The organism is Pseudomonas fluorescens (assembly GCF_003732425.1).
Lineage (GTDB): Bacteria > Pseudomonadota > Gammaproteobacteria > Pseudomonadales > Pseudomonadaceae > Aquipseudomonas > Aquipseudomonas fluorescens_BE.
The window spans coordinates 876,519-890,128 of the sequence record NZ_MOBX01000014.1; the positions used below are offsets into that span (position 1 = coordinate 876,519).

The following is a 13,610-nucleotide window of genomic DNA, read 5'->3' on the forward strand; positions in this document are numbered from 1 at the left end:
GGCGCGCGCACAGTGGCGAAAACATCGCAGAGGTTTGCCCATGACCAGCGCCGAGCTCGCCCGACCCAGTCGTAAACAACGCGTGCGCACCTTGTGGATTTCCGACGTGCACCTGGGCACGCGGGATTGCCAGGCCGAGCACTTGTCGCAATTTCTCAAGGGCTACCATGCCGACAAGATTTACCTGGTCGGCGACATCATTGACGGCTGGAAACTGCGCGGCGGCATGTACTGGCCGCAGGCGCACACCAATGTAATCCGTCGTTTGCTGACCATGAGCAAGCGCGGCACCGAAGTGATTTACGTCACCGGCAACCACGACGAATTCCTGCGGCGGTATTCGAAGTTGATTCTGGGCAATATCCAGTTGGTCGACGAGGCGGTGCATGTCACGGCGGATGGCCGACATCTGCTGGTGATTCATGGCGATCAGTTTGATGTAATCACCCGTTATCACCGCTGGCTGGCCTTTCTCGGCGACTCGGCCTACGAATTTACCCTGACCCTCAATCGCTGGCTCAACCACTGGCGTGCGCGCTATGGCTACGGCTATTGGTCGCTGTCGGCCTACCTTAAGCACAAGGTCAAGACAGCGGTGAGTTTCATCAGCGACTTTGAAGAAGCCATTGCCCACGAATGCGTCAAACGCGAATTGCATGGTGTGGTCTGCGGGCACATTCACCACGCCGAGATCCGCAAGGTCGGGGAGGTGGATTACCTCAATTGCGGTGATTGGGTGGAGTCGTGCACGGCGTTGATCGAGCATTGGGACGGCACGATCGAGTTGTATCGGCTGGCGGATGCGCAGGCGCGGGAGGCGGAGCTCAAGGCTGCCAAAGTCGCCGAACTCGCTTAACAGCAAAAGATCGCAGCCTTCGGCAGCTCCTACATGAGACCTGTGTAGGAGCTGCCGAAGGCTGCGATCTTTTGAGCTTAGGCCGGGCTGTGTTCTTCCATCGCCGCCTTGTAAATCGAGTGCTTCGGCTGCGCAAACAACCGCTCCATCATGGGCTCAAAGAAGCTTAACGGCAGCGTGTCATAGTCAGGATCAAACGCCGCCGCGTCGTACTTGGCGCAAAACTCGGCGGTCGCCTGAAACTGCGGATGCTCCTTGAACTGCTCGCGCAGATGCCGATCCATGCCCAGATGATGAAAGAAGTAGTAACCCTGAAACACCCCGTGCTTCTCGACCATCCACACGTTCTCGGCGCTGACGAACGGCTTGAGAATGGCGGCGGCAATGTCCGGGTGGTTGTAAGAACCGAGGGTGTCGCCGATGTCATGTAGCAACGCACAAACCACATATTCCTCGTCGCGGCCATCACGAAAGGCGCGGGTCGCGGTTTGCAGCGAGTGGGTCAGGCGATCCACCGGGAAGCCGCCGAAATCGCCTTCGAGCAGTTTCAGGTGGGTCAGTATCCGCGACGGCAGTTGTTTGGCGTAGGCACTGAAATCGGCGGCAATAATCGCCCAGTCCTCTTGCGTGCCGTCCTGCATATGCGTGAAGCGGGCATTGGCGTTCATCGGCCATCCTCTTGGTGAATGTTCAGAACGCCACACGACCCAGAATCATGTCGCGGTACATGACGAAGTCGCCGAGCAGGCTATACAGCGGATGCTGGAAAGTCGCCGGCCGGTTCTTTTCAAAGAAGAAGTGCCCGACCCAGGCGAAGCTGTAGCCGGCCAGTGGCAAGGCCCATAACAGCAGCCAGGCACCCTTGGCGATGGTCAGCGCCAGAATGAAAATCACCAGAGTGGTGCCGATGAAATGCAGGCGCCGGCAGGTGCTGTTGCTGTGTTCGCTGAGGTAATACGGATAGAACTCAGCGAAGCTGTTGAAATGTTTGATGTTTTCCACGACCGCGTTCTCTGTGGTTATTGTTCTGGCGACGAGTTGTGCTGCGGGTAGCTTATTTGAGTCTAGAGTGATCATTGGCGTGGGCCAGTGACAATCGGCGCCACTTTAGTATCCTTCGCAAATCAGGCCGTAACATGCGGCCCATCATGTAAAAGAAAAACGCCATGAGCGAACGAACGACTTCTGCAAGCTGGGCGATGGGGATTGTCAAAGCATTGGAGATGGACGGCCTGGATTGCCGGGTTCTGTTCAAGCAACTGGGGCTCGATTACACGGCTCTGGATGATCCGGATGCGCGCTTTCCGCAAGATTCCATGACCCGTCTCTGGCAACGGGCGGTCGAGTTATCCGGCAACCCGGCGATCGGCCTGAACATGGGCAAGGTGGTGCGCCCCGCGTCGTTTCATGTCGCCGGCTACGCGCTGATGTCGAGTAATACCCTCGCCGAAGGCTTTCAGCGGCTGGTGCGTTATCAGCGCATCATCGCCGAAAGCGCCGATCTGAGTTTCCGATTGCTTGATGAAGGTTATGCGCTGATTCTGACCGTGCACGGCGACCATCTGCCGCCGACCCGGCAAAGCGCCGAAGCCTCGCTGGCCTGTGCGTTGGGTCTGTGCGGCTGGTTGACCGGGCGCACGCTGCATCCGGTCAAAGTGCTGGTGCAGGGTGATCAGCCGGAAAATCTGGAACCCTACAGACAAGCCTTCCACGCGCCATTGGTGTTCAACGCGCCGTACGATGCGCTGATCTTCGAGCGTGCCGACATGGAAGCGCCGCTGCCCACCGCCAATGAGGCCATGGCGCTGCTGCATGACCGCTTTGCCGGGGAATACCTGGCGCGGTTTTCCGAAAGCCGCGTGACCCACAAGGCGCGGCAGGTGTTGTGCCGTTTGCTGCCGCAAGGCGAGCCAAAGCGCGATACCGTGGCGCAGACCCTGCACTTGTCGCAACGCACCTTACAGCGTCGCTTGCAGGAGGAGGGTACGAGTTTTCAGCAATTGCTCGATGACACTCGCCGCGAACTGGCCGAGCAGTATCTGGCGCAGCCGAGCATGACTTTGCTGGAAATTGCTTATCTGTTGGGTTTTGCCGATCCGAGCAACTTCTTTCGCGCATTCCGCCGCTGGTTCGACACCACACCCGGCGATTACCGGACGCGGTTGTTGCAGGCGCCGAGCGCGGTCAGTGACGCCAAAAGGCCGGAATACACAGTACAAACACCGTAATGATCTCCAGTCGGCCGAGTAGCATGCCGAATGACAGGATCCACTTGGCCGCGTCCGGCAGAGTGGCGAAGTTGCCCGCCGGGCCGATGGTTTCGCCCAGGCCCGGGCCGACGCCGGACACCGTGCTGGCAGCGCCGGTCAGCGCGGTCATCCAGTCAACGCCGAGCAGCGACAGGAGCAGGGCGATCACGCAGATGGTGATGGCGAAGAAGAACGAAAAGGTCAGAATCGAACGGACGATCTCTTCGTCGAGTCGGTGGCCGTTGTACTTCTGTTTGATCACCGCGCGCGGGTGAATCAACTGATTAAGGTTGGCCTTGAGCAGGATGTAGGCGACCTGGAAACGGAAGATTTTGATCCCGCCCGCCGTCGACCCGGAACAGCCACCGACAAAACCCAGATAGAAAAACAGCATCAGCGAGAAGTTGCCCCACAGGCTGTAGTCGCCGAGGGCGAAACCGGTGGTGGTGACCACCGACGTCACGTTCAGCGCTACGTGGCGTAGCGCCTCCAGCCAATGCAGTTTGGTTGTCCACCAGTACCAGGTGCCGAGCACCAGCCAGGTCACCAGCAACATCGCCAGCAAACCCTGTACCTGCTGATCCTTGATCAACGCCCTGCGATTGCCGCGCAGCGTCGCCACGTAGAGGGTGAACGGCAGGCTGCCGAGAATCATGATCACAATCGCCACCCAGTGCACCGCCGGTTGCGTCCACTTGGCCAGGGATTGATCGGAGGTCGAGAACCCGCCAGTGGAAATCGCCGACATCGCGTGGTTGATCGCGTCGAACGGACTCATCCCTGCCCACCAGAACGCCAGACTGCCAAGGATGGTGATGCCGACATACGCGGCAACGATCAGGCGCGCCACCATGTGCGAGCGCGGCATGACCTTTTCCGAACGGTCCGAAGATTCGGTCTGGAACAGGCGCATGCCACCGATACGCAGCAGCGGCAGAATCGCCACCGCCATGCCGATAAAGCCGATCCCGCCGATCCAGTGCAACAGCGAGCGCCACATCAAAATGCCCGGTGACATGGTGTCCAGCCCGTTGAGCACGGTCGAGCCGGTCGCGGTGATGCCGGACATGCTTTCGAAAAACGAGTCGGTGTAGCTGATGTGCTGAGTCAGCAGAAACGGCAGCGCGGCAAAAATGCACACCACCAGCCAACTGCTGACCGTCAGCAGGTACATGTCGCGCGGGCGCAGGTGAATGTGTTCCGGGCGGCCGGGAATCACCAGCGCGAGGCCGGCGACGAAGGTGATCATGCTCGCCCAGAGGAACGATGGCAGATCGCCGGTCCGATCAAAAATCACTAGGGTGGCCATGGGCACGACCATGGCGACAGCCAGGGTGATCAGGAAGATGCCGATGATGAAACCAATGATCCGTAAGGTCGGCAACGCCATGAAGTCCGCTCGGGCTGATGTGGGAAGGGCGCCATTCTACCCGTGGGGCAGGGCATGTAAACCGGCATGCTGTTGGCAGATAAAGCTAGAATAGCCGCACATATTTTTCAGGAGGTGGCCGATGCAGGCTCTCGACGCGTTGCTCAACCGTGTTTCCGTTCCACGACTGGTCGAACCGGCCCCCACTGCCGAGCAGCGCGAAGCCCTGTTTGGCGCCGCGTTGCGGGCGCCGGATCACGGGCATTTGCAGCCGTATCGCTTCCTGACGGTCGAAGGTGCTGCACGCGAGCAAATGGGCGAGTTGCTGGCCGAAGCTGCGCAGCAGCAGGACGGCGAAGTCACCGAAGCGATGATCGACAAGGCCCGCAACGGCCCGCTGCGTGCGCCGCTGGTGGTTGTGGTAATCGCCAAATTGCAGGAACACGTTAAATATCCGAAGGCCGAGCAGTTGCTGGCGGCCGGGTGTGCGGCGCACGGGATTTTGCTGGCGGCGTATGCGCAGGGGATTGGTGCGGTGTGGCGTACCGGTGATCTGGCCTATTCGAAGCACGTTGCCCAAGGTTTGGGGCTGGCGGAAGGCGAAGAAGTAATTGCGTTCCTCTACCTCGGCACGCCGCAGAAAGAGCCACGTGTGGCAGAGAAAGTTGATCTGACCGAGTTCGTCAGCGCTTGGCCCGGTAAGGCCTGACACCCCGATTCAATGTGGGAGCGAACCTGCTCGCGAAGAGGGTGTGTCAGACGCCATGTACATTGACTGACACACCGCTTTCGCGAGCAGGCTCGCTCCCACAGTTTTGATTAGGGTTGAACGACAGCGCCGGGCACGAGCGGCAATTCCAGGCTGGCAATAAACCCGCCCTGTGGATGATTGGCCAGCGTCAAACTCCCACCATGGCGCTCCGCCGCGCGCCGTGCAATCGCCAGGCCCAAACCATGCCCCGCCGCCGTCTGCCCCGGCGCCCGGTAAAACGGCTCGCCCAACTGGCTCAAATGTTCGGCCTGCACGCCCGGGCCGTGGTCGCGCACACTCACGACAATTTTTTCGCCCTGGCGTGAAGCCTGCATTTCAATGGCCTGACCCTCCGGGTTGAAGCGCTGGGCATTACGCAGCAGGTTATCGACGGCGCGCTCGATCATGGTCGGCCAGCCCTTCAGGTTTAATTGCGGTTCGGCATCAAGACGCACGATCTGTTCGGGCGATGCAAGCTTCGCGTCCTTCTGCAAGGTGCCGAGCAACGCATTCAGATCCACCTCTTCAGCACTGGCGTTGTCGGCATCGACTCGCGCCAATACCAGAATTTCACTGATTAACGCTTCCAGCCGATCACACTCGCGCGTCAGTCGTGGCCAGAGTTTCTCGCGCTCCTCAGGGTTGGCGCGTTCGGCCAGCGCCAAGGCTATGCGCAACCGCGCCAACGGTGAGCGCAATTCGTGGGAAACGTCGCGCAACAACTGCCGTTGACTACCAATCAGGCTTTGCAGGCGCGCACCCATACGGTTGAAGTCGGTGGCGAGCACGCCGAATTCATCGCGGCGGTTGGCCAGTTTCGCCAGGCTGTTCTGCTGATAGGTGGTCTGCCCCAGATCATGCACCGCGCCGCGCAAACGGCTGAGCGGGCGAGTGATGGAGAAGGTCACCAGCAGACTGAACAGGGTCAGCACCACCAGCGCAATCCCCAGCGCACTCAGCGGCCAGAGCAGGCTTTCGCGGTGCCAGGCATCGAGTTCCGGATGCGGGATGCGGTAGATGAACAGGTAGGTGTCACCGGTTTTGTCGCTGGTGAATTCATCGGTCAGACGCCGCCATGGCAGGCGTCGGTCATCATTGTTCTGGCGGGCTTCGAAGGCGGCGGCGCGGCGCGGGAAGGTGCCGCGCACTACCGGGTCGCCGGATTCGTTCAGCACCTGGACGTCGATGTGGTATTGGCGTTTGCGCTGTTGAAGGATTTCCTGCGCGGCGTCTTCGCCCTGGGCTTCGTAGGTTTGCGTCCATTCGGCGGCCAGGGTGTTGAGTCCCGGATGGCGGCTGAGAATCCACGCGTCCTGATTGAGCATGTGCCCGAGCAGAATGGACAGCCCGGCCACCAGAGCGATGGCCAGCCAGAAGCTCGCGAGAATACGCCAGAACAATGAACGCACAGAAAATCCTCAGAACAACAACAAAAACCCCTGTAGGAGCTGCCGAAGGCTGCGATCTTTTTAAGATCAAGATCAAAAGATCGCAGCCTTCGGCAGCTCCTACAGGTTCCGGGTTGCAAAAGACCCGACGGGGTTAACCGTCGGGTCCGGGGTTACTGCATTATTGCGCCTTTTGCGGCTGTTGCGCTTTCCACGCCTTGAATTCGGCCCATTCGGCGCGACGCTCGGCCTGTTTCTTCTGGATCTCGTCGAATTTCTTCTGTTGATCCGGTTTCAACACGGCGCGGACATCGGTCTCGGCTTTCTTGTGGTTGGCAGCCATCTCGTCCTTCATGGCTTTCTGGTCAGCCGGCGAGAGTTTTTCCAGGTACTTGTCGACCACTTGCTTACGCTCGTGCATCTGCTCGCCCATGATCTTGCGGATCTGCTCGCGTTGTTCGCGGGACAGGTCGAGTTGGCTGTAAGGGCCTTTGCCGTGCATGCCGTGCATCTGACCGCCGTGGCGTGGGCCGTCGAGCGGGCCACCCATCGGGCCGCCATCCTGTGGCATGGCCATGGCGACGGTTGGCAGCGCGGCAGCGAACATCAGAGCGATAAGAGTCTTGCGCATGGTGTATCTCCTTGTCTCGTTCCCGGTACGTTCCGGATGAGTTCAGATTACGGAGATCAAGGTCAGCGGCGGTCAGCACTGCGTAAAGCTTGGGTAAAGACGCTTCGCGCCCAACCTTACAAACAACAACCCATTAACCGAAACCCTATCCCTGTAGGAGCTGCCGCAGGCTGCGATCTTTTGATCTTGTTTTTAAGAACAACATCAAAAGATCGCAGCCTTCGGCAGCTCCTACAGGGGGGCGTCGGTCACCGTTGGCGGGGATGCGTGCAATTCAGAGGCTATAGAAGTAACCGCGGCTGCGCAGGGCGACGATGCGTGGACGACCGTCCGGGTGCGGGCCGATCTTCTTGCGCAGGTTGCTGACGTGCATGTCGAGGCTGCGGTCATACAGGGTCAGCTTGCGGCCGAGGGCGATCTGCGCCAGTTCCTGTTTGTCCAGCGGCTCGCCCGGCTGCTTGAGCAGGGCTTCGAGCAGGCGGCTTTCGGAAACGGTGAGGGTCAGTTCTTTCTCGTCGATGCTGACCACGCCGCGCACCGGGCTGAAACTCAGATCGCCGAGCTCCAGCTGCGTCGACACCGCAGCCGGGTGGCTGCGGCGTAATACCGCGCGCAGGCGGGCGGTCAGTTCCCGTGGGTCGCACGGTTTGGCCAGATAATCGTCGGCGCCCAGTTCCAGGCCGAGAATACGGTCCAGCGGCTCACCCCGGGCCGAGAGCATCAGCACTGGCAGATCGGCGTGGTCGTTGCGCAGTTGCCTGAGCAGTTCCAGACCGCTGCCGTCGGGCAGCATCACATCCAGCACCACTGCCGCCGGGGCCGTTTCGGCCAAGGCCTTGCGGGCACTCTGGCCATCGTGGCAGGCGCGCACATGGAAGCCTTCCTGGCTCAGCCAGCTACTCAGGAGTTCGCACAACTCCTGGTCATCATCAATCAGTAACAGCTCGCTCATGACTCACTCAATTTAGCCATTGCCGACGTTTTCGGCTTGCTCCACTGGCAAAGATACCGCAGAGCAGCGCCAATAGCGCTACTCCGGCTCCCGTGACGAACCACTGTTGCTGATCAGTCAGCAGACGCGGCAGCGGACTGGCCTGAGCTTCCTTGAGTTGCAGCTTGAGACGCTGGTTCTCCTGGCGCAACCGGGTGAGCTGGGCGCTTTCACGGGTGTTGTCGGCATTTTGCAGTTGTTTGCTCAGTTCTTCCCGCTGCTGCTCGCTGGCCTTGAGGCGCTGCTGCAACTCGGTGATCTGGCTGCCGGCGCTTAACGACAATGGCGTGGAACTGCCGCCTTCGGTGGTTTCCTCACCATGGGCGGGTGCCATGATCGACAACGTGACCAACATCAGACACAACGGACCCTTGCGCATAGCGACACCTGTTTCCAAATGGATATTGGGCAGGTTGTCGGCAGGCAAACGAGAATAATGAGCGATTGAGAGCCGCGGAAGCCGAGAAGGTTCAGTGTCAGCGGCAATGTCGCTGGTGGAGGGGGGGATTGTCACTGTGGCGAGGGAGCTTGCTCCCGCTGGACTGCGTAGCAGTCCCATGCTCTTGAGTTAAAGAGCGGGCCGCTTCGCGCCCCAGCGGGAGCAAGCTCCCTCGCCACAGGGGGGGCTCGACTTTTTACGGGAGGACTTGCTTGAACGGCTTGACGACCACATTGGCGTAGACACCTGCGGCGATGTAAGGATCAGCATCAGCCCACGCCTGCGCAGCGCTCAGAGAATCGAATTCGGCGACGATCAGGCTGCCGGTGAAACCCGCTGCGCCCGGATCATTGCTGTCGACGGCCGGGTGCGGGCCGGCCAGTACGATGCGGCCTTCGCCCTTGAGCGCTTGCAGGCGTTCCAGATGCGCAGGGCGCGCAGCCAGGCGTGCTTCCAGCGAGTTGGCGACGTCGGTGGCAATGATGGCGTAGAGCATGTCAGTCCTCGGTTTTTGGTGTTGTGGTATCGGCGTCGTGCAGGTGGCGCGACAGGTAAATGCCCTGTGCGACCAGGAACAATACGGTCATGCCCAGGCTGCCGAACACCTTGAAATCGACCCAGATGCTCTGGAAGGTGAAGGCGACGAACAGGTTGGCGGCCCCGCAGAACAGGAAAAAGCCGATCCAGGCAATGTTCAGGCGGGTCCAGACCGGATCCGGCAGGGTCAGCGCGTGGCCCATGATGCGTTTGATCAGCAGGCGGTCACCGATGAAGTGACTGCCGATGAAAGCGACGGCGAACAGCCAGTTGACCACCGGCGCTTTCCACTTGAGGAAGGTCTCGCTGTGGAAGGCCAGCGTCAGGCTGCCGAACACCAGGCAGGCGATCAAGGTCAGCCATTGGCTCTTTTCCAGCTTGCGCTGTTTGATGAACAACGCGCCGTACACCACCAGGGAACTGATGATCAACATCGCCGTGGCGCTGTAAATACCGCCTACAGTCACTTCATGGCCAGCGATGTCGACGACCCGTGGATCAAGTTTGTAAACGATGAAGAACAGCAGAAGCGGGATGAAATCGATGAATTGTTTCACAGTGAGAGCCAGAAGCTGGATGTGGCGGCATAATAACAAACATATGGGCGCGCGATAGCGCCAGCTGATTTGAGGTTACAACTCCCCGTGAATGTTGATTTGCACTGCCATAGCACGGCCTCCGATGGCGCCCTGGCGCCTGCGGTTCTGGTTGCGCGTGCGTTCGAGAACGGCGTGCGAGTCCTGGCGTTGACCGACCACGACACCCTTGAAGGCCTCGCTGAAGCGCGCACGGCCGCCAACGAATTGGGCATGCAACTGGTGAACGGCGTCGAATTGTCCTGTACCTGGGGCGGCGCGACCATTCATGTGTTGGGCTACGGTTTCGATGTCAACGCCGCACCGTTGGTCGAAGCGATTGCCAAATTGCACGATGGCCGCTGGCTGCGGTCCGAAGAAATAAGCCGCAAGCTCGCCCTCAAGGGCATGCCCGGTGCCCTTGAAGGCGCCCGGCAGGTCCAGCAGGAACTGGGCGACAGCGGCAACGCCCCGGCCCGTCCGCATTTCGCCGACTGGATGGTGCGTGAAGGGTTTGTAAAGGATCGCGCCGAGGCATTCCGCAAATGGCTCGGCGCCGGCAAGCTGGGTGACGTCAAGTTGCACTGGCCGACGCTGGAAGACACCGTTGGCACACTGCGCGCTGCGGGGGCCTGGGTTAGCCTGGCGCATCCGTGGCACTACGATTTCACCCGCAGCAAGCGCCGAAAGCTGATTGCCGACTATATTCAAGCAGGCGGGCATGCAATCGAGGTGGTCAATGGCCATCAGCCTGCGGAACAGGTCGGCAGCCTGGCAATCCTTGCCCGTGAGTTCGGTCTGCTGGTCAGTGCCGGCAGTGACTTCCATGGCCCTGGCGGCTGGTCCGAGATCGGCCAGTACCGGCCGGTTCCCGAGGACCTTCCACCCCTGTGGTGTCGGTTCAAACATGACACAGTTATTGCCGCCGTCTGAACAGGTAGAGAATGTGAGTCAATTTTTCCAGATACATCCGGAAAACCCGCAGGCGCGCCTGATCAAACAGGCCGTCGAGATTATCCGCAAGGGCGGGGTGGTGATTTATCCCACGGACTCTTCCTACGCCATCGGTTGCCAAATCGGCGACAAGACGGCGATTGAGCGCGTGCGACGCCTGCGTCAGCTCGATGAAAAGCACAACTTCGCGCTGATCTGCAGCGACCTGTCGCAATTGGGTAACTACGCCAAGATCGACACCGGCACCTTCCGTATTCTCAAGGCGCATTTGCCGGGGCCGTACACTTTCATTCTCAATGCCACTCGCGAAGTGCCGCGTCTGTTGCTGCATCCGAAGAAGCGCACCATCGGCTTGCGCGTGCCCAGCCATCCAATCGCGCTGGCGCTGCTGGCCGAATTGGGCGAGCCGCTGATGAGCGTGACACTGATCATGCCCGGTGATGAAGACCCACTCAGCGATCCGTACGAAATGCGCCAACTGCTCGAACACCAGGTGGACTTGATCATCGACGGCGGCTTCGGCGGCATCAAGGCGTCCACGGTGATCGACCTGACCGGCGACGACCCGGAAGTGATCCGCGTCGGTTGCGGCGACCCCGCGCCGTTCATGGTCGAGGCCTGAATGTCCGCAGTGGAAACCGTTGTCGATCCCCAGGCCGGCGCTCAGCAGGAACTGCCGTTTGCCATGGTCTACGGCCAGGCGGTCATGGAAATGCCGCTGGACCTGTACATCCCGCCGGATGCGCTGGAAGTCTTCCTTGAGGCCTTCGAAGGCCCGCTCGACCTGCTGCTTTACCTGATCCGCAAACAGAACATCAACATCCTCGACATCCCGGTGGCGGAAATCACCCGCCAGTACATGGGTTATGTCGAGTTGATGCAGTCGGTGCGTCTGGAGCTGGCCGCCGAGTACCTGGTGATGGCCGCGATGCTCGCCGAGATCAAATCGCGGATGCTTCTGCCACGGGCCGAAACCGTCGAAGACGAAGAAGACGACCCGCGCGCCGAGCTGATCCGCCGCTTGCAGGAATACGAACGCTTCAAGGCTGCGGCCGAAGGCATCGACGGTTTGAGCCGGGTCGGTCGCGATGTGATAGTGCCCAAGCTCGACGCCCCGGAAGCCCGCGCGCGCAAGTTGTTGCCGGATGTCGCGCTGGAAGAGATTTTGATGTGCATGGCCGAAGTGCTGCGCCGTGGCGATATGTTTGAAAGCCACCAGGTCAGCCGCGAGGCACTGTCCACCCGCGAGCGCATGAGCGACGTGCTGGAACGGCTCAAGGGCGGCGGTTTTGTGCCGTTCGTCGAGCTGTTCACCGCCGAAGAAGGGCGGCTGGGTGTGGTGGTGACCTTTATGGCGATCCTTGAACTGGTCAAGGAATCCTTGGTCGAGCTGGTGCAGAATGAGCCGTTCGCCGCGATCCACGTGCGAGCCCGAGCCGAATAACGAGTCGAAACATGAACCTGACTGAACCCCGCGAGCTGGCATCCCTGCTTGAAGCCTTTCTGTTGGCCTCGGGAAAGCCGCAATCCCTTGAGCGCCTGTTTGAGCTGTTCGAAGAAGGCGAGCGGCCCGAACCTGCGGTCTTCAAGAAAGCCCTGACCTTGCTGGGCAAGTCCTGCGAGGGCCGCGCGTTTGAGCTCAAGGAAGTCTCGTCGGGCTATCGCTTGCAGATCCGCGAGAAGTTTTCGCCGTGGGTCGGCCGCTTGTGGGAAGAACGCCCGCAGCGTTATTCCCGCGCCTTGCTCGAAACCATTGCGCTGATCGCCTACCGCCAGCCGATTACTCGTGGCGAGATCGAAGACGTACGTGGTGTGGCGGTGAACAGCAACATCGTCAAAACCTTGCTGGAACGTGAGTGGATCCGCGTCGTCGGCTACCGCGACGTACCGGGCAAGCCGGCGATGTTTGCCACCACCAAGATGTTTCTCGATCACTTCAACCTGAAAAACCTCGAAGACCTGCCGCCGCTGGCCGAACTGCGCGAAATGGAAACCGACCCGGTGCTCGATTTCGACGACGCTCCAGTGCCGCAGGGCTTGCAAGAACTGGCCGATGCCAGCGCCGAGCCGGAGGAGGAGAAGGAAGAAACCAGTTTCCATACGTTGTTGCTGGAACTGGACAGCATGGAGGAGGGGATCAAGACCGACTTCGACGATTTGCTGCGGGATGCTGCCGATAGCGAAGCGCCGACAACCGAGCCCGAGACTGAGGTCGCCGAGCCCGCGATTGAAGTTGAACTTGAGGTCGAGCCTGAAGCCGAACCGGAGGAGGACGTGCTTGGCGTCGCCGAGGCTCGGGAAAAACTCCTCGCTGCCGTCGCCGCTTTGGAGCAGTCCGCACCGGAACCTGAACTGAGCGAAGAAGAAGCCGAAGCCCGCGCCTTGGCCGAAGCCATCGAAGCCGAACGCCGCGAATTCGAAGACTGAGGCGCGCCGAAAAGATCGCAGCCTGCGGCAGCTCCTACAGGATTGGCTGTGCACATGGCCCCTGTAGGAGCTGCCGAAGGCTGCGATCTTTTGATCTTCAAGGGAGACCCCATGAGCTCAACCAAAGACCCGTGCATCAGCCTCTGCAAATTCACCGACGACATCTGTCTCGGCTGCGGCCGCAGCAAGCGCGAAATCAAGGCCTGGAAGAAACTCGACAAGGACGACAAGCGCAGCGTACTGGCCGAAGCCGCGCTGCGCCTGATCAAACTTGGCGGCGCCGGTCGGCGGAAAAAGAAATAACTGTCGATCGATCAGCTAGTCTCTGATGCGCGACGGCGCACATCCGCGTATGATTCGCGACCCTTCGCCGATCCCTTCGGCCGAGACCCCCAGATTTCAATGCTTCAGGCGCCGCCTGAACAGACCACACCGGGAGGTGC

The 13,610-nt window shown here is 60.3% G+C and carries 17 protein-coding genes; 8 read left to right on the forward strand and 9 right to left on the reverse strand.

Translation table 11 applies throughout. The features are described 5' to 3' along the window. The first annotated feature begins 40 nt into the window (after positions 1-40). Positions 41-856 carry a UDP-2,3-diacylglucosamine diphosphatase gene (locus BK670_RS21210; RefSeq protein ID WP_007919701.1) on the forward strand — a complete coding sequence of 272 codons (816 nt, stop codon included), beginning with the start codon at positions 41-43 and terminating at the stop codon, positions 854-856. Between the two features lie 77 nt (positions 857-933). Here the strand turns inward: BK670_RS21210 and BK670_RS21215 are convergent, their stop codons facing one another. Beyond that, positions 934-1,524, reverse strand: coding sequence for an HD domain-containing protein (locus BK670_RS21215; RefSeq protein ID WP_123452615.1), 591 nt, complete (start codon positions 1,522-1,524; stop codon positions 934-936). 22 nt (positions 1,525-1,546) lie between these two features. Continuing rightward, positions 1,547-1,858: an Mpo1-like protein gene (locus tag BK670_RS21220; RefSeq protein ID WP_123452616.1), complete on the reverse strand. Its 312-nt coding sequence runs from the start codon at positions 1,856-1,858 to the stop codon at positions 1,547-1,549. 164 nt (positions 1,859-2,022) lie between these two features. Here BK670_RS21220 and BK670_RS21225 point away from each other — a divergent pair, with 164 nt between their 5' ends. Further along, the gene (locus BK670_RS21225; protein ID WP_221178378.1) at positions 2,023-3,084 is read left to right on the forward strand and encodes an AraC family transcriptional regulator; all 1,062 of its coding nucleotides are present in this window, start codon (positions 2,023-2,025) and stop codon (positions 3,082-3,084) included. Here the strand turns inward: BK670_RS21225 and BK670_RS21230 are convergent. Next, complete coding sequence (locus tag BK670_RS21230) at positions 3,041-4,495, reverse strand: TrkH family potassium uptake protein (protein ID WP_123452618.1); 1,455 nt, start codon at positions 4,493-4,495, stop codon at positions 3,041-3,043. The genes BK670_RS21225 and BK670_RS21230 overlap by 44 nt on opposite strands. Before the next feature lie 121 nt (positions 4,496-4,616). Between BK670_RS21230 and BK670_RS21235 the strand changes: the two genes are divergently transcribed. Next, complete coding sequence (locus BK670_RS21235; RefSeq protein ID WP_123452620.1) at positions 4,617-5,183, forward strand: NAD(P)H nitroreductase; 567 nt, start codon at positions 4,617-4,619, stop codon at positions 5,181-5,183. Positions 5,184-5,293: 110 nt separating this feature from the next. On the opposite strand, the gene BK670_RS21240 is transcribed toward BK670_RS21235, so the two are convergent. The 6 genes from BK670_RS21240 to BK670_RS21270 form a co-directional block, all read right to left on the reverse strand. Continuing rightward, the gene (locus BK670_RS21240; protein WP_123452621.1) at positions 5,294-6,634 is read right to left on the reverse strand and encodes a sensor histidine kinase; all 1,341 of its coding nucleotides are present in this window, start codon (positions 6,632-6,634) and stop codon (positions 5,294-5,296) included. 160 nt (positions 6,635-6,794) lie between these two features. Beyond that, the gene (locus BK670_RS21250) at positions 6,795-7,244 is read right to left on the reverse strand and encodes a Spy/CpxP family protein refolding chaperone (RefSeq protein WP_123452623.1); all 450 of its coding nucleotides are present in this window, start codon (positions 7,242-7,244) and stop codon (positions 6,795-6,797) included. A 274-nt stretch (positions 7,245-7,518) separates the two neighbouring features. Beyond that, positions 7,519-8,196 (reverse strand): response regulator transcription factor, encoded by a 678-nt coding sequence (locus BK670_RS21255; protein ID WP_123452625.1) that lies wholly within the window; start codon positions 8,194-8,196, stop codon positions 7,519-7,521. A 7-nt stretch (positions 8,197-8,203) separates the two neighbouring features. Further along, complete coding sequence (locus BK670_RS21260) at positions 8,204-8,614, reverse strand: SH3 domain-containing protein (RefSeq protein ID WP_123452628.1); 411 nt, start codon at positions 8,612-8,614, stop codon at positions 8,204-8,206. A gap of 256 nt (positions 8,615-8,870) precedes the next feature. Then, entirely contained in the window at positions 8,871-9,170 is a 300-nt protein-coding gene (locus tag BK670_RS21265) for a YciI family protein (RefSeq protein ID WP_007919677.1), read from the reverse strand. 1 nt (position 9,171) lies between these two features. Next, on the reverse strand, positions 9,172-9,768 hold the full coding sequence (locus BK670_RS21270) for a septation protein A (RefSeq protein ID WP_123452630.1): 597 nt from the start codon (positions 9,766-9,768) through the stop codon (positions 9,172-9,174). A gap of 87 nt (positions 9,769-9,855) precedes the next feature. Between BK670_RS21270 and BK670_RS21275 the strand changes: the two genes are divergently transcribed. The 5 genes from BK670_RS21275 to BK670_RS21295 all read left to right on the forward strand — a co-directional run bounded on the left by BK670_RS21275 (position 9,856) and on the right by BK670_RS21295 (position 13,470). After that, a complete protein-coding gene (locus BK670_RS21275) occupies positions 9,856-10,719 on the forward strand; it encodes a PHP domain-containing protein (protein WP_123452632.1) in 864 nt (287 codons plus the stop codon). A gap of 13 nt (positions 10,720-10,732) precedes the next feature. After that, positions 10,733-11,362, forward strand: a complete 630-nt coding sequence (locus BK670_RS21280; RefSeq protein WP_007966016.1) for an L-threonylcarbamoyladenylate synthase — start codon at positions 10,733-10,735, stop codon at positions 11,360-11,362. A 123-nt stretch (positions 11,363-11,485) separates the two neighbouring features. Beyond that, a complete protein-coding gene (locus tag BK670_RS21285; RefSeq protein WP_172828192.1) occupies positions 11,486-12,184 on the forward strand; it encodes a segregation and condensation protein A in 699 nt (232 codons plus the stop codon). A gap of 11 nt (positions 12,185-12,195) precedes the next feature. Then, complete coding sequence (gene scpB / locus BK670_RS21290) at positions 12,196-13,167, forward strand: SMC-Scp complex subunit ScpB (RefSeq protein WP_123452634.1); 972 nt, start codon at positions 12,196-12,198, stop codon at positions 13,165-13,167. A 111-nt stretch (positions 13,168-13,278) separates the two neighbouring features. Then, positions 13,279-13,470 (forward strand): DUF1289 domain-containing protein, encoded by a 192-nt coding sequence (locus tag BK670_RS21295; protein ID WP_034153249.1) that lies wholly within the window; start codon positions 13,279-13,281, stop codon positions 13,468-13,470. Positions 13,471-13,610 lie beyond the last annotated feature (140 nt).

Coding starts and splice junctions, on each gene's coding strand:
- BK670_RS21210 (WP_007919701.1), top strand. CDS start 41: ATGACCAGCGCCGAGCTCGCCCGACCCAGTCGTAAACAACGCGTGCGC.
- BK670_RS21215 (WP_123452615.1), bottom strand. CDS start 1,524: ATGAACGCCAATGCCCGCTTCACGCATATGCAGGACGGCACGCAAGAG.
- BK670_RS21225 (WP_221178378.1), top strand. CDS start 2,023: ATGAGCGAACGAACGACTTCTGCAAGCTGGGCGATGGGGATTGTCAAA.
- BK670_RS21230 (WP_123452618.1), bottom strand. CDS start 4,495: ATGGCGTTGCCGACCTTACGGATCATTGGTTTCATCATCGGCATCTTC.
- BK670_RS21235 (WP_123452620.1), top strand. CDS start 4,617: ATGCAGGCTCTCGACGCGTTGCTCAACCGTGTTTCCGTTCCACGACTG.
- BK670_RS21250 (WP_123452623.1), bottom strand. CDS start 7,244: ATGCGCAAGACTCTTATCGCTCTGATGTTCGCTGCCGCGCTGCCAACC.
- BK670_RS21255 (WP_123452625.1), bottom strand. CDS start 8,196: ATGAGCGAGCTGTTACTGATTGATGATGACCAGGAGTTGTGCGAACTC.
- BK670_RS21260 (WP_123452628.1), bottom strand. CDS start 8,614: ATGCGCAAGGGTCCGTTGTGTCTGATGTTGGTCACGTTGTCGATCATG.
- BK670_RS21265 (WP_007919677.1), bottom strand. CDS start 9,170: ATGCTCTACGCCATCATTGCCACCGACGTCGCCAACTCGCTGGAAGCA.
- scpB (WP_123452634.1), top strand. CDS start 12,196: ATGAACCTGACTGAACCCCGCGAGCTGGCATCCCTGCTTGAAGCCTTT.
- BK670_RS21295 (WP_034153249.1), top strand. CDS start 13,279: ATGAGCTCAACCAAAGACCCGTGCATCAGCCTCTGCAAATTCACCGAC.